14 protein-coding genes and 1 pseudogene are annotated in these 22,611 nt (G+C 59.9%); 6 read left to right on the top strand and 9 right to left on the bottom strand.

All coding sequences use genetic code 11. The annotated features are described in order from the left end of the window. Positions 1 to 318 precede the first annotated feature (318 nt). The 4 genes and pseudogenes from ABT294_RS21275 to ABT294_RS21260 all read left to right on the top strand — a co-directional run bounded on the left by ABT294_RS21275 (position 319) and on the right by ABT294_RS21260 (position 2,314). A pseudogene (locus tag ABT294_RS21275) lies at positions 319 to 1,116 on the top strand (IS5 family transposase). Positions 1,117 to 1,242: 126 nt separating this feature from the next. Then, the gene (locus ABT294_RS21270; RefSeq protein ID WP_350807797.1) at positions 1,243 to 1,785 is read left to right on the top strand and encodes a winged helix-turn-helix domain-containing protein; all 543 of its coding nucleotides are present in this window, start codon (positions 1,243 to 1,245) and stop codon (positions 1,783 to 1,785) included. Beyond that, the gene (locus tag ABT294_RS21265; protein ID WP_350807813.1) at positions 1,710 to 2,069 is read left to right on the top strand and encodes a hypothetical protein; all 360 of its coding nucleotides are present in this window, start codon (positions 1,710 to 1,712) and stop codon (positions 2,067 to 2,069) included. The genes ABT294_RS21270 and ABT294_RS21265 overlap by 76 nt, the downstream gene beginning before the upstream one ends. After that, positions 2,048 to 2,314: a transposase gene (locus tag ABT294_RS21260; RefSeq protein ID WP_350807796.1), complete on the top strand. Its 267-nt coding sequence runs from the start codon at positions 2,048 to 2,050 to the stop codon at positions 2,312 to 2,314. The genes ABT294_RS21265 and ABT294_RS21260 overlap by 22 nt, the downstream gene beginning before the upstream one ends. Before the next feature lie 21 nt (positions 2,315 to 2,335). Here ABT294_RS21260 and ABT294_RS21255 read toward each other — a convergent pair whose 3' ends face one another. From ABT294_RS21255 to ABT294_RS21235, 5 genes are all read right to left on the bottom strand, one after another. Then, complete coding sequence (locus tag ABT294_RS21255; RefSeq protein ID WP_350807811.1) at positions 2,336 to 2,869, bottom strand: HNH endonuclease family protein; 534 nt, start codon at positions 2,867 to 2,869, stop codon at positions 2,336 to 2,338. A gap of 182 nt (positions 2,870 to 3,051) precedes the next feature. Further along, positions 3,052 to 4,344, bottom strand: a complete 1,293-nt coding sequence (locus ABT294_RS21250; protein ID WP_350807795.1) for an AAA family ATPase — start codon at positions 4,342 to 4,344, stop codon at positions 3,052 to 3,054. A gap of 1,150 nt (positions 4,345 to 5,494) precedes the next feature. Next, complete coding sequence (locus tag ABT294_RS21245; protein ID WP_350807794.1) at positions 5,495 to 8,557, bottom strand: tetratricopeptide repeat protein; 3,063 nt, start codon at positions 8,555 to 8,557, stop codon at positions 5,495 to 5,497. Positions 8,558 to 8,714: 157 nt separating this feature from the next. After that, on the bottom strand, positions 8,715 to 9,341 hold the full coding sequence (locus tag ABT294_RS21240; protein ID WP_350807792.1) for a DUF6461 domain-containing protein: 627 nt from the start codon (positions 9,339 to 9,341) through the stop codon (positions 8,715 to 8,717). A gap of 83 nt (positions 9,342 to 9,424) precedes the next feature. Beyond that, positions 9,425 to 14,704, bottom strand: a complete 5,280-nt coding sequence (locus ABT294_RS21235; RefSeq protein ID WP_350807791.1) for a LamG-like jellyroll fold domain-containing protein — start codon at positions 14,702 to 14,704, stop codon at positions 9,425 to 9,427. Between the two features lie 931 nt (positions 14,705 to 15,635). On the opposite strand from ABT294_RS21235, the gene ABT294_RS21230 reads away from it, so the two are divergent. Further along, positions 15,636 to 16,688, top strand: coding sequence for a hypothetical protein (locus tag ABT294_RS21230; RefSeq protein WP_350807789.1), 1,053 nt, complete (start codon positions 15,636 to 15,638; stop codon positions 16,686 to 16,688). A gap of 305 nt (positions 16,689 to 16,993) precedes the next feature. Here the strand turns inward: ABT294_RS21230 and ABT294_RS21225 are convergent, their stop codons facing one another. Beyond that, positions 16,994 to 17,188, bottom strand: coding sequence for a hypothetical protein (locus tag ABT294_RS21225; protein ID WP_350807788.1), 195 nt, complete (start codon positions 17,186 to 17,188; stop codon positions 16,994 to 16,996). Positions 17,189 to 17,328: 140 nt separating this feature from the next. Here ABT294_RS21225 and ABT294_RS21220 point away from each other — a divergent pair, with 140 nt between their 5' ends. Continuing rightward, positions 17,329 to 17,511 carry a hypothetical protein gene (locus ABT294_RS21220; RefSeq protein ID WP_350807786.1) on the top strand — a complete coding sequence of 61 codons (183 nt, stop codon included), beginning with the start codon at positions 17,329 to 17,331 and terminating at the stop codon, positions 17,509 to 17,511. Between the two features lie 288 nt (positions 17,512 to 17,799). Here the strand turns inward: ABT294_RS21220 and ABT294_RS21215 are convergent, their stop codons facing one another. Genes ABT294_RS21215 through ABT294_RS21205 form a run of 3 tightly spaced genes read right to left on the bottom strand, consistent with a single transcriptional unit; the run spans position 17,800 to position 22,293 of the window. Further along, complete coding sequence (locus ABT294_RS21215) at positions 17,800 to 20,001, bottom strand: AAA family ATPase (RefSeq protein ID WP_350807785.1); 2,202 nt, start codon at positions 19,999 to 20,001, stop codon at positions 17,800 to 17,802. Further along, positions 19,998 to 20,252, bottom strand: coding sequence for a hypothetical protein (locus ABT294_RS21210; protein ID WP_350807783.1), 255 nt, complete (start codon positions 20,250 to 20,252; stop codon positions 19,998 to 20,000). The genes ABT294_RS21215 and ABT294_RS21210 overlap by 4 nt, the downstream gene beginning before the upstream one ends. Continuing rightward, a complete protein-coding gene (locus tag ABT294_RS21205; protein ID WP_350807782.1) occupies positions 20,236 to 22,293 on the bottom strand; it encodes a DEAD/DEAH box helicase family protein in 2,058 nt (685 codons plus the stop codon). Before ABT294_RS21205 ends, ABT294_RS21210 begins: the two co-directional genes overlap by 17 nt. Positions 22,294 to 22,611 lie beyond the last annotated feature (318 nt).

Below are 22,611 nucleotides of genomic sequence, written 5' to 3'. Positions count from 1 at the left end.
TGACCATCGACCCCACCCGCGACTACCAGCCCCAAGACAAGAGAAAACCCCCGAACCCGTAGGTTCGAGGGTTTCCGATGTCCTGAGACATCACAGAGTGCCCCCGGCAGGATTCGAACCTGCGGCACCCGCTTTAGGAGAGCGGTGGCCGTACGACTGGTATTCATACTGTGAGCTGTGGGGACACCTCGAGCAGCTCCCACCCTTCGCAAGATCATCCCGTGCATGTCCCGTGCTAGAGGTCCTAACAAAATGATCTAGAGGGCGTGACGGATCGCATCGTTGATCGTTGATCTCGTTGTGAAGAAGGGCGAACAACTGCCGTGGATCGTGCATGACAGTCTGTGGGAGCGGATCGAGCCGCTGCTACCGAAGGTGGAGCGGCGCACCCGTCATCCGGGACGTAAGCGCCTGGATGACCGCAAGGCGCTGTGTGGGATCTTGTTCGTCCTCTACACCGCGATCCCGTGGGAGTTCCTGCCCCAGGAACTGGGCTTCGGTTCGGGAATGACCTGCTGGCGACGCCTGCGCGACTGGCATCAGGCCGGGGTCTGGGACAAGCTGCACCAGCTGCTGCTCGCCGAGTTGCACGCTGCCGGCCAACTGGACTGGTCCAAGGCGGTGATCGACAGCTCCCACGTCCGGGCGCTCAAGGGCGGCCCAAAACTGGACCGAGCCCGGTCGACCGCGCCAAGACGGGCTCGAAACACCACGTCATCACCGACGGAAGCGGCGTCCCCCTCGCCCTGTCCCTGAGCGGCGGCAACCGCAACGACGTCACCCAGCTCCTCCCGCTGATCAAGGCGATCCCGCCGGTGCGGGGTCGCCGCGGACGCCCCCGGAAGCGGCCCGACTGCCTATACGCCGACCGTGGCTACGACCACGACAAGTACCGCCGCTTGGTCTGGCGCACCGGCATCAAGCCGCAAAATCGCCCGCCGCGGCACCCCACATGGCTCCGGCCTGGGCGTTCACCGCTGGGTGGTGGAACGGACGATCGCGCTGCTGCACTGGTTCCGCCGCCTACGCGTGCGCTGGGAGATCCGCGACGACATCCACGAGGCGTTCATGACCCTCGCCGCAGCGATCATCTGCTGGCGACGCCTCGTCCGCTGATCTTTCTGTTAGGACCTCTAAAACAGGCCCCGCCGAATCAGCGGACGAGGACGGACCTTTACCCAGATTAAATTCATAGAGTCATAGGGTAGTGATGGTCTGCCGTCACTCGTGTACGACCGATGCATGCGGTACGGGCAACGAGGCGGGTACACGCCCGCCGAGCAGGAACGGCGGAAACTGCTGCGGTTACAGGCCGCCGGGCGGTTCGAGGACGGGCACAGCACCAGAGACATCGCTCGTGAGCTGCGGGTGCACGAGCGGACAGTGGCCAGATGGCGCAAGACCTGGCGGGAAGGCGGCATCGAGGCGCTGCGGTCCAAGGGACCGGTGTCACGAGAGAAGCTGTCGCCGGCACAGTGGGCACGGCTGGAGGCCGAGCTGAGCCGCGGGCCTCTGGCACATGGGTTCGGCGATGACCAGCGCTGGACCCTGGGCCGGATCAAGACGTTGATCGGCAAGCTGTTCCACATCGGCTACACCATCGAGGGCGTCGGCAAGCTGCTGCGACGGCACGGCTGGTCGGTGCAGGTCCCGGCGCGGCGCGCGATGGAGCGCGACGAAGAGGCCATCGCCGCCTGGCGTCAGGAGGTGTGGCCGACCGTAAAGCCACCGCGGCGGACCTGGGCGCCCATATCGGCTTCGAGGACGAAGCGGGTCAGGGGCTGAGGCCGCCGAAAGGACGCACCTGGGCACCACGCGGCGCCCGCCCAGTGGTGACGGTGCGCGGCAAGGGGAGCGGCCGGGTCAACATCGCCGGAGTGGTCGGCTACCAGCCCGGACGGCGACCACACCTGCTGTACAAGCTGCTGGTCTACCACGGCCGCAAGGGCGAACCCAAAAGCTACGCCTGGAACGACTACCGCGATCTGATCGTGGCCACCCACCAACGGCTCGGCACCCCCTCGTGTGGTGCTGGGACAACCTCAGCGTGCATCTGGTCGCCGAACTGACCGACTTCGCCGAGGCCCACTCCGGCTGGTTACGCATCTACCGGCTTCCGGCCTACGCCCCCGAGCTGAACCCGGCGGAAGGTATCTGGTCGCTGCTCCGGCGCGCAGTGGCCAACTTCGTGGCCACCGACCTGACCGGACTCGTCCGGATCATCAAACGCAAGCTCAAGAAGATCCAGTACCGGCCACACCTGATCGACGGTTGCCTGGCCCAGACCGGACTCACCATCGAGGACATCACGTGATCAGATGACGTCTCTACGAATTCAACCTGTGTAGAAATTCAATGCCTTCAGCGCTTCCAGTACCTCGGCTCCTCCCAAAACTATCTCAGCGCCTGGGTTTGGTGCAGTTCGGAACATGGCGTGGAGAACGCCAATAAAAGGTTGTTCTTGGAGTGCATTTAGCATCTTGGTAGCCTCCCGCAAGTTTCCCGAATCTTGCATCCGTAGATAGTCTCGAAGCATTGCTTGGCATCTCGGAAAAGCTAACTCTCTTCCACGTTGAAGATCCCCGCGATTAAGCCGAAGGACGTCAATGGTTGTCTTTCCTTTAGGGGTATTTCCGCGGTAGAAGCCGGTGCTTAAGATCAGGCGCAAATGATCATATGGATCGTCTATGGTAGGGTCGATAAGCAGTGGGGTGCCATTTGCGTCACAGGGAAACTGGTCTCTCTTGGAGTTGCTGTTACATGACGAGCATGCCAGTAGATGATTCATCCAGTCAAACGTGCGTAATGGCGATGAATTGATAGGCTCAAAGTGATCGATGTCAGTACCGCGACTGTCGCCGCAGTACATGCATCGTTCAAGCGCTGCCGACATTTCTCGGAGCTTACGACGAATTCCGCCTGTTTCGGTGCGAGCGCCAGTCCAAGCGCGACGTGCAGCATGGGCGTCAGCGTTGATCATCTTAAGGCGTTCAGTGCACGACTGCAGTCTTTGAGACAGATCCGACTCAAGACCTAAACGAGTGATTCGAATCAATCACGTCTCCCAAACCGGGAGGAGATCTCTTCGACGCGAGCGCTAAGCGAACTTTCGAGCATCTCGCTAAGTCTTCGATACTGCTCAATCTCCGCTTTTGATGCCGACCCGCTGAGAACCTTTTCTTCAAGATCTCCAAGCGTGTGCCTGAGGTCTTCCGCATGTCTAGAGTAAGGGCTGTCGACCCCAAAAAGCTCCGTTAGAATGGCATCGTCGCCGCTGCCAAACGCTACCCGTTCGTATAGCTCTTGATCCACGACGTGTGGTGACTTTGACTCGTTCGGGCCTGGAAGAGAAATAATCCCGTTAGGATCGGCGCTTTGGCAGATGTAAGGACTATGGGTTGTCACAATGAACTGGACAAGAGGGAAATGAGCCTTGAGCCATTCGCCGATCTTCTTCTGCCAGCCGACATGCAGGTGGTTCTCGATCTCATCCACGAGCACAACCCCTGGATATTGTAGGGTAGGGGTAGTGCCATCATGAGTGATTCGCAAATCGCGGTAGGCGACGTGCATTTGACGAATTATATCGACAACGAGGGCAGTAACAGCCCTATAGCCTTCGCTCATCTGTCGGAGCGGGAGCTCGCTACCTTCGTTATTCTTAAGCCATAGCCCATCAGAGTCAACGCGAACGACCCTGTGCCCATCGGGCAGCATTCCATCAGCTAGGATTGCCAAAACAATATCGAGGAGCTCTGCTGCTCCCTGTCGTTCCTCCAAAGCGTATAGGTGCTGTTCAATTAGCCAACTTACGCCTTCAAGGAGGGGTATATCTTCATTGAAGAGCGTTCGCAGTCCGGCGTACATCGCGGTGCGTGAATGCTCTCCACGGCTAAGTGCTACTGTGGAGAGTCGCCGAAATGCTCCGTATCCCGCAAAGAACCATCCTTCGCCTGGGCCAAAGCGCGGACTCCGTGGTCCCTTATTTTTACTCGTCCAGCTTGGATGGCTATATGGGTCATCTGGATCATTCCAGCGCAGCTCAAAGTCTTGGGGCCCAAAATTCAGGCCACCATCGTAGTCGGAATCTTGTACAACGGTCACGCAGACCCGTGAACTCTCGCCTTCTCTCTCGCCACCCCAGCTAGCAAGGTCACGTACGAAATATCCCCCGACTATTCCGAGCGCGATTGCTTGCAGTATTGTTGTTTTTCCGGAGCCGTTCCGGCCAGCAAGAACAGTCCATCCTTTATAGGACCCATCTGGCCGAATAAAGTCAAGACTCACCTCTCGTGGGCCAGAAAACCCGCGAACCCCTTGGATAACAAGCTTCGCCACATACATGCTGAGCCTCCTTTCCAAAGGTCCTCAGGTCTGCAAGACAACTCTACGCGTCTACCACGGGACCAGCTTTTGCGAGTCACATACTTGCTTGGATTCAGCTTGGCGTCCATAGGACATGCTGCATGCCGGAAGGGTCTGGAGGCGACAGTTCGTCTCCTTGCCCGCTCGGCCTGCCATGCCCGTTGGACCGGTGCGCAAGCTGTCATCCCATGTCCATGTGTCGGTGAGTCTACGCGAGGTGGACAGCGCGCCACCGTATGACGCCTGACCTGGGGGCGGGGTCGGCGTGCCTCGAGCTACTAAGCACTGATATGGGTGGCACTTGGTGCACAGGCCAACCGGAGGCCTGGTGGGTGTGGAGGCGAATCCCAACGGGTTGGCAGGCCATCGACACTCCCTACAGTGCCGGGCTCAACCAGCCGCACCACTTGATGCTGGTCGAGGAAGGCTACGGCACAGGAGCCGCGATCAGCTCCTTGTCGAGCTGGCTGCGTTAGCTGCGGTTGAGCGCTGGGCCAGGTTGTTCGCGGATATTTCTCGGACGCGGTGAAGTCGTCGCAGATCAGCATGAAGGGCTGGTTGTGCCCTAGTCCGGGCGTAGCAGTCCAGCGAGGAAGGCCTGCAACTCGGGGCCGACTGCATGGATCACCGTGCCACGCATCCCTCGAGTGAGCGGAACCTTCGTGCACACTACGAACAAGCTGGTTGAAGTCGATGTTGGGAACGCGCTTGCGGCTCCTAAAGGCGGGGATCCTTGCCATCCGCGTACACAGTGATCAGCTGACCATCACGGTGGGTGACGCGTGCCTTCTGGGAACGAGCCCCTGCTCTCGGATGTCCGTTATCCCCGATCAAGCCAACGGTGTCATGCATACCGGGAATGGCGCTGCCAGCCTCAGAACCGTGAGGCCTAAGACTCGAAGCGGCGTGACAGATCTAGAGAACACGCTGTAGGAGAGTAGTGGCGCTGATTCTGTCTCACGTCCTTTGACCTGTGGGAAACATCCGGACAGGGCCTCACGGCTCGCAGGATCGTCCCGCGAATGTCGCACCCGCAGCGGGCCGGCCAGAGGAGAGTGCTGGAAAGGACCAACCCGGCCATATCGAGCGTCTTCGTTGGTGATTGTCAGTCACGGCTCATAGGGGCTCATCAGTACGCTTTCGCTACCCCCTTCACCTTCTCCCTCAATCGCACCACTTCTCGTTCCGCGCCGCGAACCCCTGCGGACAGTGCCGTCTCCGCCGCCTTTGCCGCTGCTTGCATGTCGCCCGACCGCTCGTGCGTCCGTGCTATATGCAGCAGGCAACTTAGTTCCCCGAAGTCGACTGCCCTCATGAGTAGTGCTTGGGCGCGTTCATAGTCTTTTGACCGTTCGTGGTGTTTGGCCAATTCGGACAGAGGTATGCTGTCGCCGCGCTTCTCCAAAGCCGACCCGGCCAGGCGCTCGGCTTGCTCTACATCCCCCGCGCTTGCGATGAGCTGGACGAGTTTGCCCAAAACGAAGACCTCTCCAGCCTGCCATGCATTCCAGAGCAGTGCCTTCGCCCCTTCGAGGTCTCCGTCTTCTTCCCACATTCCTGCAAGGTCGAGCAGGGCGTCGGTCCTCCCAGCGGCGACGGCTCTGCGCCAATGGAGCTCCGCGTTCTTTCTATCTCCTCGTGCCTTGCTAATCTTTCCGAGGCTCTTGAGGACATGAACGTCGCCAGCGGCTACAGCCTGTTTGGCGTAATCCTCGGCTCGTTCGTAGTCTCCGTCCATCTTGTACAACAAGGCGATTTCCCGTAGGGCGGCTTTGTCGCCGAGCCTGAGCGCGTGATCGAAGATCCTGAGACGGTCCTGGTGATCAGGATACGTCCAGGCGAGCCCGGTAAAGGCTTCTTCGTTGCCTGCTTGGAAAGCCATCTCTGTGAGCTTCAGCGCGCGTTGGTGCTGCCCCTGCTTGGCCAGATGCCGGGCTTGGTATTCCACGGCACGGGCTCCGCTCCAACCAGTGGCGCAGGCCTGGCGATAGAGACGCTCGGCCTCTTCGTCACACCCACTATGGTCCAATACCGATGCAAGACCGACTAGGCCATTGATGTCGCCCGCTTCGGCTGTACGGAGATAGAGGAGGCCAGCCTCATCCATATCGCCAGCAAGTTCGTGTCGCCAAGCCAGCCTTGCCATAGAGTTGATATCCCCCATGGCAGCGGCCTGCTTCAGGTAAGGGATGGCGTCCTCGATCTTGGACGACTCCTCAAACTTGCGCGCCAAGGCATGCACGCCGCCTACGTGTCCCCGTCGTGCAGCTGCCTGAGCCAATAGGTCGGAGTCCGAAAGTCGGCCGCGATCATAAGCAGCCACAGCCAGAGAGCTCATGTCCGCGCCCGATGCGGCATGTTCCGCAGCCGCGAGCCAGAATCCTTCCGGCGGACATTCCAATCTACGCAAGCTGCGCCCGTGCTGCTCGATATAGTCGGCCAGCCGATAACGCTCCTGGCCTCGCTCCGGTACGAGGTCGCCCGGAAGTGGACGGATGCGGGAGAGCACGCCTCGCGCTCCCCGGCAAGGGTGTGAAAGGTATCCGATTGCTCGCTCAAACCAATCTTCCGGCAGCGCATCCCATTGCAACCGCGTGAGATAGCCAGGAGCGGCGTTGGCCAGAAACGCGGCGGAAAGGCCGAGCTCGTGGCCGAGCCGCCGGGCGTCCATGGCCGCATGCAGCACCGCGCGGGCCGGAGCAGAGGCGCCGACGCATCGTTGTAGTTGTTCGGGAGCCCCGGACAGAAACTGAGTGACATGGCCTTCTTCGGCCTGGTCCAGCGCGGCCTGGAGTCTCGGATCGCTGTGCGCGAAGCGCCGTAGGTTGTCCAGCGCGTCGGCGTCGAAGGTCTCCGGTACGTGGATTCCGCAGCCGGAGAGCAGTTTGATGGTTTGAGGACGGTCTTCTGTGGCGCGAGGGCCGATTGTCAGGTTGTCCCAGTGCTCTGGCCAGATGGTGCCAAGCACGAGAACAGGGCCGCGGTCGTGATCGACGAGTAGATTCCTGATGCCGGATGCGACCTGTTCAGCAAGCACCGGATCCTTGGTGGGCAGGTAGTGCTGGAGTTCGTCCAGCCAGACGACCGTACGAGGGCCAATGGCTTCGAGAGATTCCGCTGCAGCTTCCGCCCTACCGGAATTGGTCGGGTGCCACAGCAGCCAGTCCGGTGGGAGTGTCTGGACGAGTTCCCAGCAGGCTCGGGTCTTGCCGGTCGATGAGCCGCCGATGAGGACGGCCAACTTACTCTGTCCAGCGAGAACACCGCCGAGTACGAGGCGCAACTCGGCATCGTGTTCTCGCTGAACATAGGTTGGCAGGAGCGAAGCGTCATCGTTGCCTGGTACGTGGATCGCTTCGTGTACGTCGAGCAAGTATGGATCGGTACAGGCATATACCGGGTGTCCGATTGCCGCTCGAGTGACTGCGGCGCGTCTGACTAGTCCTTCGGGGATGTTCCACTCGGCCAATGCATGGGCGTCGCAGAAACGCCGTGCCACATGTTCCCCGAAGAATCGGGCGACTATCGTGGGGCGCGATCGCAGCAAGCCATTGAGGTGGTCCGCGTCCCAAAGCTCAAACGCCAGGTCGGCGTGCTTTTCTCGGTATTCCGCCAGCGTGTCGCGCATCTGGGTAGGGGTCGCGCAGGCCGTTACCACGACCAGACGTGCCGCTCCGAACGGCTGTCGGCCGTTGATGAACTCGTCAAGTGCGCGGGCCAAATGCCGATCGGTAAACTTCTCGACCTTCTTGGCCTGATAGGCCGTCCACGTTTCAGATCTGCCCGCCACGTCGAGGCCCGCCTGCCGCTGCCCCCCCACGCCATACCTGAACGCCTCGATCAAGCAGTCGACGTCTGACGCCAGGTCCAGCACCAATCGCTCAAAGTCCTCCCAGTGCTGACTTTGGAATGGCAGCGCTCTTATCTGAGGATCGCCCACAAGCGGGATCTCTGAAGGAGGACACTTCAGGGGATCGTCATCTCCGATGATTTTATAGTCCGCATCGATCTTAAAATCATGAGCGTCCGTGGCGCCCTCACTACCGTCACCCTCTGTCAGCATCCCGCCTCCTACCTGTATGCCTCTCTTCTCCAGGATGCCCGCGTCTACCGACACTTTGGCGCGTTGAGGATGAGGGCTTGCATCGTGGGTCCTGACATCGCTGAGCTTGTCGGTGCCCTCGGCTATCATCGATGCCGCTTCGACGCGGTCGACGGGCTTCCGCTGAGCATGATCTGGTGAACCGTCTCGGGTTCGGTGCAGGTCTCCTGCAAACCCGAGGTGGTTCAGCGGGCAACACCCCGATTTTCAGGCCCGAAAGGCCTCCTTCAGCAGCAGAGACCGGAGACTAAGGCCAAAGCTCTCCGTCATCAGGCGGCACATCGCGGTAGTAAGGCCCTTGGACGAATCGCGTATGTTCACGGCTCAGCCACTCCGTGGTCAGACGGACTCCGGTGATTCGCTCTACCAGGATGAGGGCGTGCGCCTTCCACTCCTCGAACGGCGGCGTCCCTGATGCCACGGACAGCCCTGAAAGAAGGCCGGCGAGTGGGGAGGGGTCACCGTCGGGCTCGGCACCCCACCGGAAGCGGCACAGCTCTTCTCCGTCTCGGGCGTAGTGCAGGTTGTAGTGCCTGAGGGTGTCCCCGAGGTACAAAGACATGGCCCCGCCACCGCCGGAGAGCTGCGGCAGGGCTTCAGAGCCGGTCCAGTCGTCGGGTTCCATTACGACGAACCACGAGCTCAGCTCTCCGATGACCAACGTCTTTCCATGGCCAGACCATTGGATGTGGTACCCCGCCTCCCCACTCGCCTCGGTGAGGGAGCGAGGCGTGGCGCTGGGAAGCTCTCCTCCAAGCGCAACGGCCACGTCGTCGGCGCTCGCGGCGTGACACCAGGTGATGCTTCCGTTCGGAAGGGATTCGGCGAGGTCGGCGACGACGCCACGGTATAAGGATTCGAGATCCGTCGACATTGATGTCCTTGATAAAGAACTGTTCGCTGCGGCCCTCCGCCAGGGGATCGGGGAGGGCCGCAGCTTCTATGATGCTGGTCTGTTCAGTTGGGAGTCTTCACGTAAAAGCTCTCGAAGGGATGCAATCTATCCCCTCCGTCGGCTGCGTCCGAGCCGAAGACTCGGTAGCTCTGCCAGAACCACCTCAGCTTGGAGCCGACGGACCGGTTGTGGTCGTGAGCGATGAAATCGACCGCGACGTTCCTGTTGGTGGTCGCCCCAGCAGATCCTTCGTGTGTGGCGGCAAAGGGATATTCGTCGCAGTCCTTACCCTTGGGCGACGGTTCTCCCCCGGTAAGTAGCTGCGCACAGTACTTGACCGACTGCGCACGGTTTGAGGTGTCCCGAGCCTGGCTACTAGAGCGGTGAAGTGGCCCGACGTTGCGTGCACCTGGGATCACCTTTGGCTCGTCGGTCTTCTTGGGGTCGGTTTTTGCTGGCTCCTCCAACGCTCGCCGGATCAGGTCGGTCGACTCGTTCATGATGGGGGAGCCGTCCTTCCAGCCGTAGATGAGCGGAGCCTGGAACGTAGGCACGAATGCCGAGTAGACGCATCCCCCGTAGTAGCTCGCTAGTTCCTCCGATGTGTCGCAGCGTACCGGCATGTCGATCATCTTCGTGTTGATGAAAGGGGTCCGGACGTTTGCCTGCCAGCCCAACGCAAGGGTCGGCGCGAACGTGCATACGCTAAGCCGATGTGGTCCGGCGCTGGCGTTCTTGTTGGAGACGAACTCGAAGTACTGCTGCCGGTTCGCCGGGTCTCGCCATTGGGCGATGGTGGACGTGCGAGCCCCGCCACTCGATGGTGCGCAGTGCATGCCGCTTGGTGCGCCGCTCGCAATATTCACGGTCAGGTCTGTAGTCTCGGGGAACGAGATAGGCCCGGATGGACCTGTTATTTTTATGTCGTCGACTCGGGCCCACATCTTGATTGTGCGGCTGTTGATGTTGCCGTTGTTCTGGTCAATTTCGGCGTAAGGCTTGCCTCGTTCGCCGCCCGCGAAGGTGTGGCCGGCCACACTGAAGAGGAACTCCAGCTTCCCCTTGACCTTGTAGGTCGTTCGCCAGCCCCCGGTGGTAGGGCAGCCGCACCATTCTCTCACCTTATCGGTGCTTGCCTTTCCTACGGTTCGCACTGAACACCAGTTGTACGAATCCCGAACCCAGCCGTGCGGATATGTCGACTTGCTGTTCGATTTCTTGTTGTCCCAGCACTTCTGGAAATCGAGCCGATTGGTGGGGAGCGTCGGCAACGGTCCTGGAGTAGCCGCAGCAACTTCGGTTCGACTCACCTTGGGTTGAGCGGCGGAGTCCGACACCTTCACGTCGAGCGCTTGCCAGGTGGTCCAGGGACCATTTACGCCTGCGGTGGTTGCTCGGACTCTCCATCTCACCTCCTCGCCTGCCCGCAGCCGGTCCTTGGCGACCTGCAGGGTCACCATGGAATCGCCAGGCTTGACAGTGGCTCGGCTTGACCAGATCAGCCACTTACCCTCGGCTGTCTTCTTGGATTTCGTCGGCTTGTGCGCGACTTGAACCTCCACCGTCGCCTCGGCGCCGCGGCCGTTGGAGAGCCAGGTGGTCAGGTGGGGGGTGAGGGTGGAGGCGACGGTGACGCCGTTCACGTTGCGGCTGCCGTTCACCGTCAGCTTCTCGATGGTGAGAGTAGGGTCGGCAGCGGCGCTCGTGCGCGCTGCGCCACTCGGCGCCGGGGCGGCGCCGATGGGGGCGTTCATGTCGGCCTGGATCTCGGCCGCGGTCTGGGCGCGGTTGTAGACGCGTACCTCGTCGATCAGACCGCTGAAGTACTCACCCCATGCGGTGTTGCCACCGATCCGCAGCGCGCCACCGTCGTCGACGAGCTCGCCGGAGAAGGGCGACGACTCCGCAACCTGGGTACCGTTTACGTACAGGCGGGCCACGCTGCCGTCGTAGGTGGCTGCCAGGTGGCTCCACTGATTCAGCGGTAGCGGACCGCCAAGTGCGACCCCGTGGACACCGTCGTCGGTCTTCAGCCAGCTCGCCGGGCCTGTGCCGTTAGAGGCGTACAGGCCGTAGGCGCCACCTTCGGCGTGGTCCTTCATGACCACGCTCCTCCAGCTGCTCACCGTGGTCGGGTTGACCCAGGCCGAGAGCGTCAGGGCATTCGTCAGGCGCAGCGACGCGGCATGCTGGACGGTAATCCAGCTAGAAGAGCCGTTGAACGACAATGCCTTCCCGTGCTTGCCCGTCGCCCAGCTGGTGTCACGGGCAGCCCCGGTGTTGTTCTGCCCGGAGGAGTCACCCACGCTCGTGCCCGTACCCTCTTCCATACCGTAGGCCGCCACCAGCCCCGGAACCGGATTCGGCGTGGGGGTCGGCGTGGGCGTGGGCGTGGGATCAGGATTGGGTCCTGGCGTGCTGGAGCCCACGGGAGTGTTCATGTCGGATTGGATCTGGGCGGCGGTCTGGGCGAGCTTGTAGACGCGCACCTCGTCGATCAAGCCGCTGAAGTACTCACCCCAGATGGCGTTGCCGCCGATCCGCAGCGGGCTGCCGTCGTCGTATAGGTTGCCGCTCAGCGAGGTCTGGGCGACCTGCTCGCCGTTGACGAACAGCCGCAAGGCGGTGCCGTCGTAGGTGAGCGCCACGTGGCTCCAACTGTTCACCGGCAACGGCGACAGTCCACTGACAGTCGAATGGCCCCCAGGGCTGGTTTGCACCCAGCCGGACGGAACCGAAACGCCATTGGCGGCGTACAGGTTGTATGAGACACCCCCAGCGCTCAGTTCCTTAGTCACCACGGTGCTCCAGTTAGCCACCGTGGCCGGGTTGACCCAGGCCGAGAGCGTCATCCCGGTCGTCAGGCGCAGCGACGCCGCATCTGCGACGGTGATCCAACTGGATGTGCCGTTGAACGACGCCGCCTTGCCATACTTGCCGTCGGCCCATCCGGTGCCGCTGCCCGTACCGGTGTTGTTCTGCCCGGAGGAGTCGGCCACCCTCGCGCCCGAGCCCTCGTTCATGCCGTAGGCCGCCACCAGCCCCGGAACCGGATTCGGCGTGTCCGCGGCCGTCGTGAACGACCAGGTGTAGGGCGCCATAACATTGCCTGAGGCATCCTTGGCGCCGCTGACCTCGACTCGGTAAGCGCTCTGGGCGGCAAGCGGGGAGGCCGGCGTAAACGTCCACTCGACGTTGCCGTTGCCGCCCACCAGCGACCCCTGCACGGCAGCGTCGGATGCGTCCTTGACCGTCAACCGTACTTCGGACACGTTTTCGCTGAAGGTCACCGTGATCGGAGCGTCATGTGGCACGTCGGCCGCATTCGCAGTCGGGACCGTTCCGGTCACAGTGGGAGCGGTGCCGTCTGATTGCGCGGTGGTGAAGGTCCACGAGTACGGCTCCATGGTGTTTCCCGCTGCGTCCTTCGCACCACTCACCTGTGCGGTGAAGGTGGTTTCCCTGCCAAGCGGCTGCTCAGGAGCAAAATCGAGGATCTCACCCGAGGGGCTTAGACTGGTGGTCCCCGGAATGGTCGTTCCGTCGGCGTTTTTCACCACCATCTGCGCGTCGGTCACGGCCTCGGTGAAGAATGCCATCACTGACGTGGTCGGCTGCACACCAATGGCGTTGCTGTCGGGAACGGTCGCCACGATCGTGGGCGGTGTCGTGTCCGGCTGCGTCGGAGGATCGGTCAGGGGCGGCTCGTCTGGAAGAGTATCGGGATCGACCTCGAACGTCTGGTCCGACTTCTGCTGGCGCTCGGCCGCTTCTTCGACGGTGATCGGCGTTACCTGAGGTTCAGTCGCGGTTTGCGGGATCTGGTTGGCTAGCAGTTCCTCGTACGTTGGGAGCTCGTCGTCGGGCAGCCCGTCGCGCTCGTAGGCGATCTCAATCTCTTCTACAGTCGAAGGTTCGTATCCGATGACCAGCTTGGGACCGTGAGCGCTGCCACTCGAGACGTACTCCTTCGAGCGGTATGCACGCCAGTTGGTGTAATCGGATTCGTTGCCTGCGGTGAGCTGGAAGCCGTAGTTGGGCTGGCCGTCGGCCCACGCCTGGGTGATCGTGTTGACGCTGTGGTACAGGTCCCATTCGTAGTCCATGTAGCCACGGCCGCATCCGGGGTTGTAGGCGCCGTACTCGGTGTTGGCGCCCTCGCTGGTCACTGTCGGCTGGTTGCTCCACGTGAGAGTGGAAACGTCCCACCGCTGGGTGATCCTGCGGGCGGTGATGCCGGAACCGACACTTTCGCCGCAGTCGTTGGAGGCGATGTTCCAGAGGATGAGGTCCGCGTTGGTCACCCGTCCGCCGCGCAGCGGGGAGTCCGTGGGGATCTCCTCGAAACGAATGTATGTGCGCCAGCGTACGGTGCCTTCGTTAGTCTTACCGGCCTGCAGGTGGTAGGCACCGCTGTTGGCGTAGCCGTTCTGGTAGGCGGAGTTGTTGATGAACGTGTCGTTGCCGACCGGCAGTTCGGTCCAGTCGGAGGCGGCAACGACCAGGGTGACCGGGTAGGTGACGTTCGGATCGGTGAGGAAACCCGCGTCGGGTTTGTATATGAGCGCCTGACCTGCTGTAGTTTCCTCTACCGCGGCGGTCACCTTGCCGACTTTTCCCTCCTCGCCAACGCTGAGATCCGCGCTGGCGTCTATCAGCAGCGAGGCTGGGATCTCGGTCGTGCGGTGCCTGGCTTTGGCGGTGCTGTCGTGCAGCGACAGCGTTCCCGAAGAGGTCTCGTCGAAGGAGAGGCCGGCGGATAACTGGATGGGGACCGGGAGTTTCAGCGGGTTGACCGGTCGTTGCCTGATGACCACTTCTTGCCGGAATCCCGTGGGCGTCGCGATGACCGCGAGGTCGATGCCGGGACCGTAGGCGTTCGCGTACTCAGCCCTGTTGGCCGCCAGCTTCGGAGCGGGCAGCTCTTGGGGAGCGGAGACCTTGATCGCCGATCCGTCGCGTCCGCTCTTCGCGGTGAGCAGGTCGGTGCCGCCGCCGGGTGAGAGCGTGAGGCCGGCCTTGGTGGCGCGTGGCTTGATGGTGCCGTTGTCGTTCACCAGTGTGGTGTCGACCGCTTGCCAGGCGTCGCCCCTTTTGAAGCGGATGGGGTCGGTGTAGAACTCGGTGCTGAGCGTCTTGCCGTCGCTGTTGGCGTAGGTGGTCGAGCCCTCGGTGTGCAGGCTGGGGATCTCCACCTGACGGCCGGCCCTTTTCGCCTCTGCCTTGGCCGAGTCGACCGGGGGGAGGGGCTTGGTCTCCTTGGCGGAAGCGCTTGCTGTGGGAGATGGCTCGGCGGCGGCTTGGTCTGTGGGGAGGAGTAATGCGGTTACGGACAGCGCCATCGCTGCGATCAGTAATCGTGAATGAGCACGGCGTGGTCGTCTTGATGCGTTCAAGTTCGCCTCGATCGATGTGAAGGAGAAGGGCGAGATGATCTTTACATTTTCCTTATCTCGAACACAAGATCGAAGTCGGTAAGACACAATTCCCGATCTTGTAGAATCCGAGTCTTAGCTCGCGTCGTACCTACCGAGTGGTCGCGCCTCGGCAGCGGTCGATCCGGACCGTGCCTACGCGCGCAGCGCCGCGAGGTTTTGGCATTCGGCCTACTGCGCCATACCAGGCTGATGGAGCAGGTTGAGATGCCCATGAGCGCTGTCCCAGCGTGCTCGGGGAACTCAAGATCGGTCCCTCCAGAGCGATGACGGGCGTTGACAGGGACCATCCCCGCTGCTTCCCGGTCGTCTGGTGGCAAGGCTCGGCGAAGGAGAGACGTGGCAGCGATTGTCTCAACGACGTCCAAGCCGCCGTCTTACGCGCCTGCCGGCTTGCCTGCGCCATCCTCACGGCACCTTGCCGACGAGCAGTCCTGCACTCTGGAGGCACAAGCACCACGGCATGAGCGTCCAAGTCCTCGCCGATCAAGCCGACGGTTGGTTTAGGGGGCACGTCAGGGGAGCGGCGCTGTTGGTCCAGACTGTCAGGCCCGAGCACCCGAAGCGGCGTGGCAACTTCACAGAGCACACGCTGTAGGAGAGCGCGGGCGGTACTGCTTGCTCACCATGAATGGCCTGCGAAAACACCCTATGTGGCACGCGCCGGTCGTGTGATCAGATCATCCCCGTGCATGTCCCGTACCCGCCAAGACGGCCACCTGAGGGTTCAAAGATTTTTGCCTTCAGGGCCGGGTCATATTTGGACTTGGCCAGCAGGAGCGATCGAGAAAGATCGCAATCTCCGGACGGAATCGCTTAATCCTGTTATCTTCCCCACATGGGTCTGGAAGCCAACCTGCGAGGCTACCTGCTTGAAGAAGCTCTGGCCTGGCTGCTTCGAAGCAGCGGCTACCAACTGCTGGTGTCAGCGGAGCAGGATTCCGCGGAGCTCGTCTCTGAGGGCAGTACCTTGAAAGTGCGCGGGCGAGGCACCTCGCATCAGGTCGATGTCCTGGGGGAGTGGGCGTTCAGTCCCGCTTTCTCGCTCCCCGTACGACTGTTCCTGGAAGCCAAGTTCTATGCGACGCCGTGCCGGATCGAAGTGATCCGTAATGCGCACGGCGTCATCCATGACGTGAACGAGAACTATGCGGCGCGCAGTACGGGCGGGCGGCCTCGGCGCCGGTATCAGTATTCCTACGCTCTGTTCTCAGCGAACGGATTCAGCCCGGATGCCCAGGAGTATGCCGTCGCCCACCAAATCTCCCTAGTTGACCTCTCTGGCGCGTCGTTCACCTGGCTACGAACGCTGCTTAGAAGCACCGCGGAGAAGCTCTACGCGGCACGAAACCCGTACTACGTAAAGCCGTTTCCGGTGAACTGGATGCGCACCATTCTGCGCCAGAGGCTCAGTACCGCGCCACCTCACCTGCTGTCGACCGTGACCACGAATGCACTCATGTTCAGGGCCGCCGCCACCGAGGTACTTGAGAGCTTCGCCGCGCATCTTTTGCACCATGAGGAGACCGAACTGCTCATAGGATTCCCGTCGGCCCCATTTATCATCCCGCTCGCTGCCGACGACAAGCGCCGCTTCGTGACTTACGCGGACGCCCATCCCACCCACCCGGTGCGTGTCCGCCGCATCGGCCACGACCCGCACGCCGAATGGACCGCGTCCCCGTGGAGTGATGAGAGCGCTTACCGGCTCACCTTCACCATGCCGCTGCATATCGAACGCTGGATCAGCGACATCGAAGAGCAGCGGATCCGACGATCACGAACGATCAAGACCGACTTCCTGTCCAACATCACCGTCTACCGAATGGACGGCGAAAAGCCTAGGGTCTACCAGCTGCAATACGAGCCTACGCAGCTACACCGATCGTAGGGCCTCCGCGGGTCTGTCGAAGAAGTGCGTCTCATTGATCTGATCTAATGATGCCGATCAGCTATCGTTCCCAGTACCTGGACCACTCAGCAGGTACGGAACCTGCTGATGGATCTGGGCGAGCGCGCCGGCCAGTTTAAGTCTTTGATCCGGGACCGCGATGGGAAGTTCTCGCCTCTCTTCGACGAGGTGTTTCGCCGACAGCGGCGTGCGGATCATCAAGACACTGCCCCGGTCACCACGCGCGAACTCATTTGCGGAGCGGTACGTGGGAACCCTCCGGCGAGAGTGCCACGACCATCTGCTCACGTGTGCCGTTTGTGCCCGGGCACGGCTTCCATGCTGACCTGGCCCAGGGCGATCTGGCCGGGCTCGGCCAGCAGCGCGCCAGCCGCAGCCTCCGATTCGGCCTCGTGGCCGAGGTCGGATCTGTCCAGGAGATCGAAGCGGCCGTAGGAGATCGGTACCTCGTCCTCGACGCTGAGGATCAGCTCAGGCATCTAGTCCCTCCATCGCGATCATAGCGGCTGGAGACCCTAGCGGCCGTGGGCGCCATTACGGACCTGTTGTGACCAGGGTGCTCGGGACAAAAAGCTTAATATACCCTACCGGAGTATTGATCTGAATTATCCTCTACGACTTGAGACATGATCTCGGCGGCAAGATAGAGCTTGGGGACGGCAAGATCTTCCTGTGCCCTGAGTCGCTCAAGAAGCAGGGGCGAACCGACCTCTGCATATCTATTCGCAAGGTCTACCACCTTGCGGATATCAATGACATCCGGCGAATCATAGCCAAACTCGTGCACCGCCAAGATAGTTAGTAGCTCCCCCCTCCACTCCTCGAAGTGCCTAATGTCACTGCTAGTCGGCCCGAGATTCACAAAGTGCTTTCCCGAGGCCTTCGAGACAGGTTGGAGGCCATGGTGAACTGCCCAGGCGATAGACGCAAACCAGAAGTCGAGGAGGCGTCGGAAAGCAACCTGATCTTGGGAGCGATGCGCCGATGTCGATTGTTGTTTAATCCAAGGAGCGATTCGGTCTCGTACATCTTCTGGCAAGAGCAGCTTATGTTGGGTGGCAGTGAAGATTAGTCTAGGCATCTCGTCCCATTAATCGATACGCGAACGTTCGGAGCGGCGAACGAAGCGCGAGTCTCCTGCGTATGTGACATGCTCGCATATGTCGCAGTACTCATTAATGCCACAATCGCAGACAACAGTTTGACGAGCGTTCTGCCGATTAGGCGCGGCCCTAACAACATCGCCGCCAACATGCGATTGGCTCGTAACGGTGTACGTACGACCTGCAGCGGTACGTAGAACATCACGAATGTCGTCGTCTAGCAGATCATGTGTATGGCCGAATATGATCGGCTGTCCCACCCGCTGCCCATCAACGAGATAGCTCACCATACGCCGAAGAACTCCACCCGAAAATGCATGCAGAAGTGAATCTGCTACGAAAGGAACGCTACTAGCAGTTGTCTCTGCAAGTGCTAGAACAAATGACACTGCTAGTGCTCGGCGGGATGCGCCGTTGGCCATAGCAAGAGGCTTATTCCTCTTACCATCCTTAGCGAAGAGCTCATACGTCATCTTCGAACCTATGACGCTTGGTATGCCTTGTACGCCGACCTCGCTGAAGTTGCTTTCTTCTGTCGCCCCGATCACGTTACGGAAGATGCGGTTCATAGCCCTAGAAAGCTCATGCACCTGCTCAGACTCTACTGCGTGGAGCGCTGTCGTGAGAATGATTTGAAGGTCTTCACTGACCTCAGCCTTATCTCGGAGGTCCCTGGATCGTTTCTCCCCGGTCTGAAGAACTCGGAGTTTCTCGCTGACACTTCGGAGCTCGGCAGCAGTCTCTTTTACGATATTCTCTGTGAGGAGCAACCTTTCCGCGCTTGCCGTGTGAAGACGGCGGAGCTCCGCAGAATGACGCTCTCGTTCTGCATATGCAGCGGCATCGAGTCCTTGGGCTATCTCGCTCGCCTTCACTTTAAGGATGTCTAGCTCGGATATGATGTCACTCATATCACGATCGACCTCGCCGAGACGGCTGAGGCATTCGTCGACATCCTCAGTCCAAGGCCGCCCACCTCTTCCGACGGCTTGATTACCCAGCCGTTGAGCACAGTTAAGGACTTCGTCCAGAAACTGAGCGCTTTCCAAATACCCCTCTGAGTCGCGTAGCCGCTTCTGTACCGCATGCTTCCGCTCGGGGTGTTCATCGAACGAGATGCCGCATACGCACTTACCTTCGCGGATCAGCCGCGGGAGAAGCGTGAGTTCAGTAGGCGGAATCAAGCCCTGCCTCTGCATCGGCTCTAAGGTAGCGATGACTGACTCAATAGCCGGAAGCATAAGAAAAGTGCTAAGTCGAGAGTCGCTGTCTACAAGGGAGCTAAGGCTGCCAATAAGGCTAGCTCGACGTTCCTGTTCGAGGCTCAAGCGGTCTTGCGCTTTACGGACCTGTTCATTGATTCCGGAAGCTTCAGTTATATGCAGAATATCCTTTTGGCGTTTCGCCTCATAATCGTTCAAGTCCTTTTCGATTGTTAGGTGCTTCTCCTGCAACGACTTAAGTTCGAGATTCGCCCTGTCCTTCTGCTGCTGAAGCTCTTCGAGCCTTGCGGCGAGCTTCACCTGATCTGTATTTCCTGAGTCGCGACCAGCTTGTCTCACGAAAACGCTCTGTCGCTGCTCAAGACGCTCAATTGAGCGATGCAATGAATCTAGGCCCAGAAGATTGTTGATTGCTTGAGTCGTCATAGTACGCATCACACTGTCATCGTGTGCGCCCTCTGGTCCACCGACAAATTGCACGGCTTTATCGGCGTCGATGAAGAAAAAATCGCGTAGCTCAGGACGAAAGAACCTTCTCATCAGAAGATCTAGCATTTGGCTATCCGCGGAATCCCAACTTCCGTCCCCCACGTTTCGATAGTAGAGCTTGACCTCCTCATCGAAATAGGAGACCCTCCCATTGCGGGCGGAGGTGGTAGCACGTCGAATGAGTTTGTAGTTCGAGGATCCCTTGCTGCTACGAGCTTCAAAACGAAGCTCGACAGAGGTGCGTACTGACTCTTCATCAGCCCAGACAGGCCGAATGGGGTGAAGGACACCTTTAATTTCGGGAAGCCCTTGTTCGCCGTAGAGCACCCATAGGAAGGCGCGCATCAACGTCGTCTTGCCGCATTCGTTCTCTCCCCGTATTACAGTCAGGGGGTGCTGTTCATCGGTAGAGAAATGGAGGTGTGCATCCGGATACAAGGCGAAGTTGCGAACCACAAGATCGTGAAAGCGAATCACGAGTAGTCTCCGCTCCGGCTCTTTTCAATGGCCTGTGCTATCGTGCTCACGATTTCATCGTATTTCTTGTTGATGTCAATACGCTTTTCTGAATGTTCAGCAGTTAGCCTGTAGCACTCGAGGGCTGCATCGACCAGCCGACTGCGGTAGCCGGGGAAACGCTCACTGACTCCGGCTATAGCGCGCTCCATCTCGGTTCTGATGCGTTCAGCGTTCGACGTACCCCCTTGACGATCAGTCGAAGTACGCACTATGCACCTCCCTGATGGCTGCCAAGACCTCGTGTGCATTTCGTGCATATCGCCCAAAAGATCTCACTCGATCAAGCTCTCGACTTATCGTATTAAGTACGCTCTCTTCGTATCGCATCTGCGAGGGAGGCGGCAAGGAGATTATGTCGTGGATTGTGGCGTACATCTTTCCTGGTGCTCGACGCAGGATGCGTCCGCGCCGTTGTATCCACTCGCGTTCGATGGTCGACGAGGCCATGAGGATTGCCTCTCGTGCTTGTGGGATGTCCACGCCTTCGTCGAGAACTTTCTTGGCAAGAAGTACTTCGATATCTCCGTCGGAGAATGACTGAAGAATACGACTGAGCTTCGCTTTATTTTTTGACTCGTGTTGTGTAACGCGCGCATAGGCAATGTGGCGTTCGTCCAAGACTTCGGCCGCCGCATCTATTTGAAGCGGATTTTTGGATGTGGTGTAGACAAGGAGATGGCGGGGCTGTTCATACCTTAGAAGAAGCTCTCGGAGACCTTGTATCTTCGCTTGAGCGTTCTCCGTAATCTCTCTCCTTCGGATGAGCCAAGTGCGCAGTATCTCGTCGCGAGGATCAAATCTTCCCGATGCGCCAACTCGACGCGATATTTTCTCAGAGAGTTCCCTAAACCTGGCAAGCTCGTGATCATTGAGATGTACGACATTAAAGTAATAGTCGTATGGCGTTAGGCAGAATCCAATTGCTTTATCGAGACCAAATTCGTAGGCGGTATCTCCGAAGTAGGCGAGCAGTTCTTGAGTACCGTCTTCGTCGTACTGTCGTACGGGGGTCGCTGACAGGCCGAGTCGAAGGTCGAGAAAGTCTGGAGTGTCATTTAGGAAGGATGGCGTTCCGAGTGTGTGAACCTCATCAGCAATCAACATTACTGCCAAGCCGGCCACTGTTTGCTGCGCATGTTCCAGGAGTCTTCTAAAGGAGGGATCATTAAGGGCATTGTTAGTTACGACAAAGCACTCGATCGCGCACGCTCTAGACTTCAACCGGCGGAGTGCGTTACCGAGCATGCTTCGCCCGGTCGCTGTCCCTGGGCTTGGGTTCAGCGGCTTTAGGCCGAACTTGGCGCACTCGGTGTTCCATTGAATGGTCAATGCTGTTGTTGGGGCAGAAACGACAATCAAGAACGGGCCGTCATGTTCTTGGCGAGCCCGATAAGCACATATGAGCGAACTGATAGTCTTTCCGGCTCCTGTCGCCATGGCGAGGATTCCGCGGCGGCCGGCAGCCTCCCATGCTGCAACGGCTTCCCCCTGGTGCTTGTATGGGCCTGTTTGCCACTCCAGGTGGCTCGGAATTGCAAAAACTGAATTAGACTGCCGTATTGCTGGAGGGTTAGTGTTATTCGGATGAGGGGCGGCGCGGCTGTAATCCAATGGACTAGGCGGCTGGGCCGGTGCAAGTTCAAGTAGGCGCTCCCTGAGCGCTAGGGGCAGTGGAACGGTCCTTTCGAGAATAGGGTCATTGCCGGCTGCCCAGTCCGTGATCATAACTTCAGCGCTTTTGACACGTTCGGCACTGGTTCGTAGCCACGAACAGTCCACATCCATGTGCTCGATCGCATACTCGTGTGCACGCGCTGTGGCATTGGCCGATCCCCGGACCGCAATTGAGTCACGGCCATCCGTGAAGAGCCACATCTTTGGATGATAGTTGGCTTGAGGGAGCGGAATTGCAATCGCAAGCGTCATAAGGTTCTTCGCGATCATCCACGCCAGACATTCGACTGCATGATTTGTCATGGCGCCAGCGTTAGGGTGAGCGGCCTTGAGGATTTCCGTTTCTATCCGCGTGACAACCTCGTCAGGCGTAAGAATCGCTGACTCAACCGCTTGGCGCTCGGCAGGAAAGAGGGCGGGAGCGATCGTAAATTCGATTGTTTGTACGTCATCGCGGCCAAGGTAATCGGCGAGACCAGGCGCGAGGCTATGAATCCAACCTGCCGTGAACCACCCAAAGGCTCCTCTCACTCGGGTAGCCTGGCGGAAGGCGGGAATCAGCACGTCAGCGGCCAATGGATCAGCAGGGAGCCGATACAAGGCGGGACGAAGAGTAGGTTCGTCACGGAGCACTGTTCAGCGGCCCCCTACGTGCCTTCCCTGAGGTGGCGTCAGCTGTCCCGTCACCGTGCGCCTGCCTTACCTGATCTCACGTCCGTGCCTTATCTCCCACGGCCAGTCAGCACCATGAGCACTCCGTCGCTCGGTAGTACATCTAGGTTGGCTCAAGTAGCGTTACACGGCCGCCCCAGAGATCCGCCATGACGCAAGGCCGTGGTGAAGTGCTCGCTCCTATGTGAACAGGTGTTCGGTTTCGTTGATCTGCTGTCCCTG

It is taken from the genome of Nonomuraea sp. NPDC000554 (assembly GCF_040300065.1).
GTDB lineage: Bacteria > Actinomycetota > Actinomycetes > Streptosporangiales > Streptosporangiaceae > Nonomuraea.
Note: the sequence above shows the minus strand (reverse complement) of the source record. Positions and strands in the feature narration are given on the sequence as shown.

Bases quoted from the DNA above. Each gene is read 5' to 3' on its own strand.
- ABT294_RS21270 (WP_350807797.1), top strand. From the start codon at position 1,243: ATGCGGTACGGGCAACGAGGCGGGTACACGCCCGCCGAGCAGGAACGG.
- ABT294_RS21255 (WP_350807811.1), bottom strand. From the start codon at position 2,869: ATGTACTGCGGCGACAGTCGCGGTACTGACATCGATCACTTTGAGCCT.
- ABT294_RS21250 (WP_350807795.1), bottom strand. From the start codon at position 4,344: ATGTATGTGGCGAAGCTTGTTATCCAAGGGGTTCGCGGGTTTTCTGGC.
- ABT294_RS21245 (WP_350807794.1), bottom strand. From the start codon at position 8,557: ATGATAGCCGAGGGCACCGACAAGCTCAGCGATGTCAGGACCCACGAT.
- ABT294_RS21240 (WP_350807792.1), bottom strand. From the start codon at position 9,341: ATGTCGACGGATCTCGAATCCTTATACCGTGGCGTCGTCGCCGACCTC.
- ABT294_RS21235 (WP_350807791.1), bottom strand. From the start codon at position 14,704: ATGGCGCTGTCCGTAACCGCATTACTCCTCCCCACAGACCAAGCCGCC.
- ABT294_RS21230 (WP_350807789.1), top strand. From the start codon at position 15,636: ATGGGTCTGGAAGCCAACCTGCGAGGCTACCTGCTTGAAGAAGCTCTG.
- ABT294_RS21225 (WP_350807788.1), bottom strand. From the start codon at position 17,188: ATGCCTGAGCTGATCCTCAGCGTCGAGGACGAGGTACCGATCTCCTAC.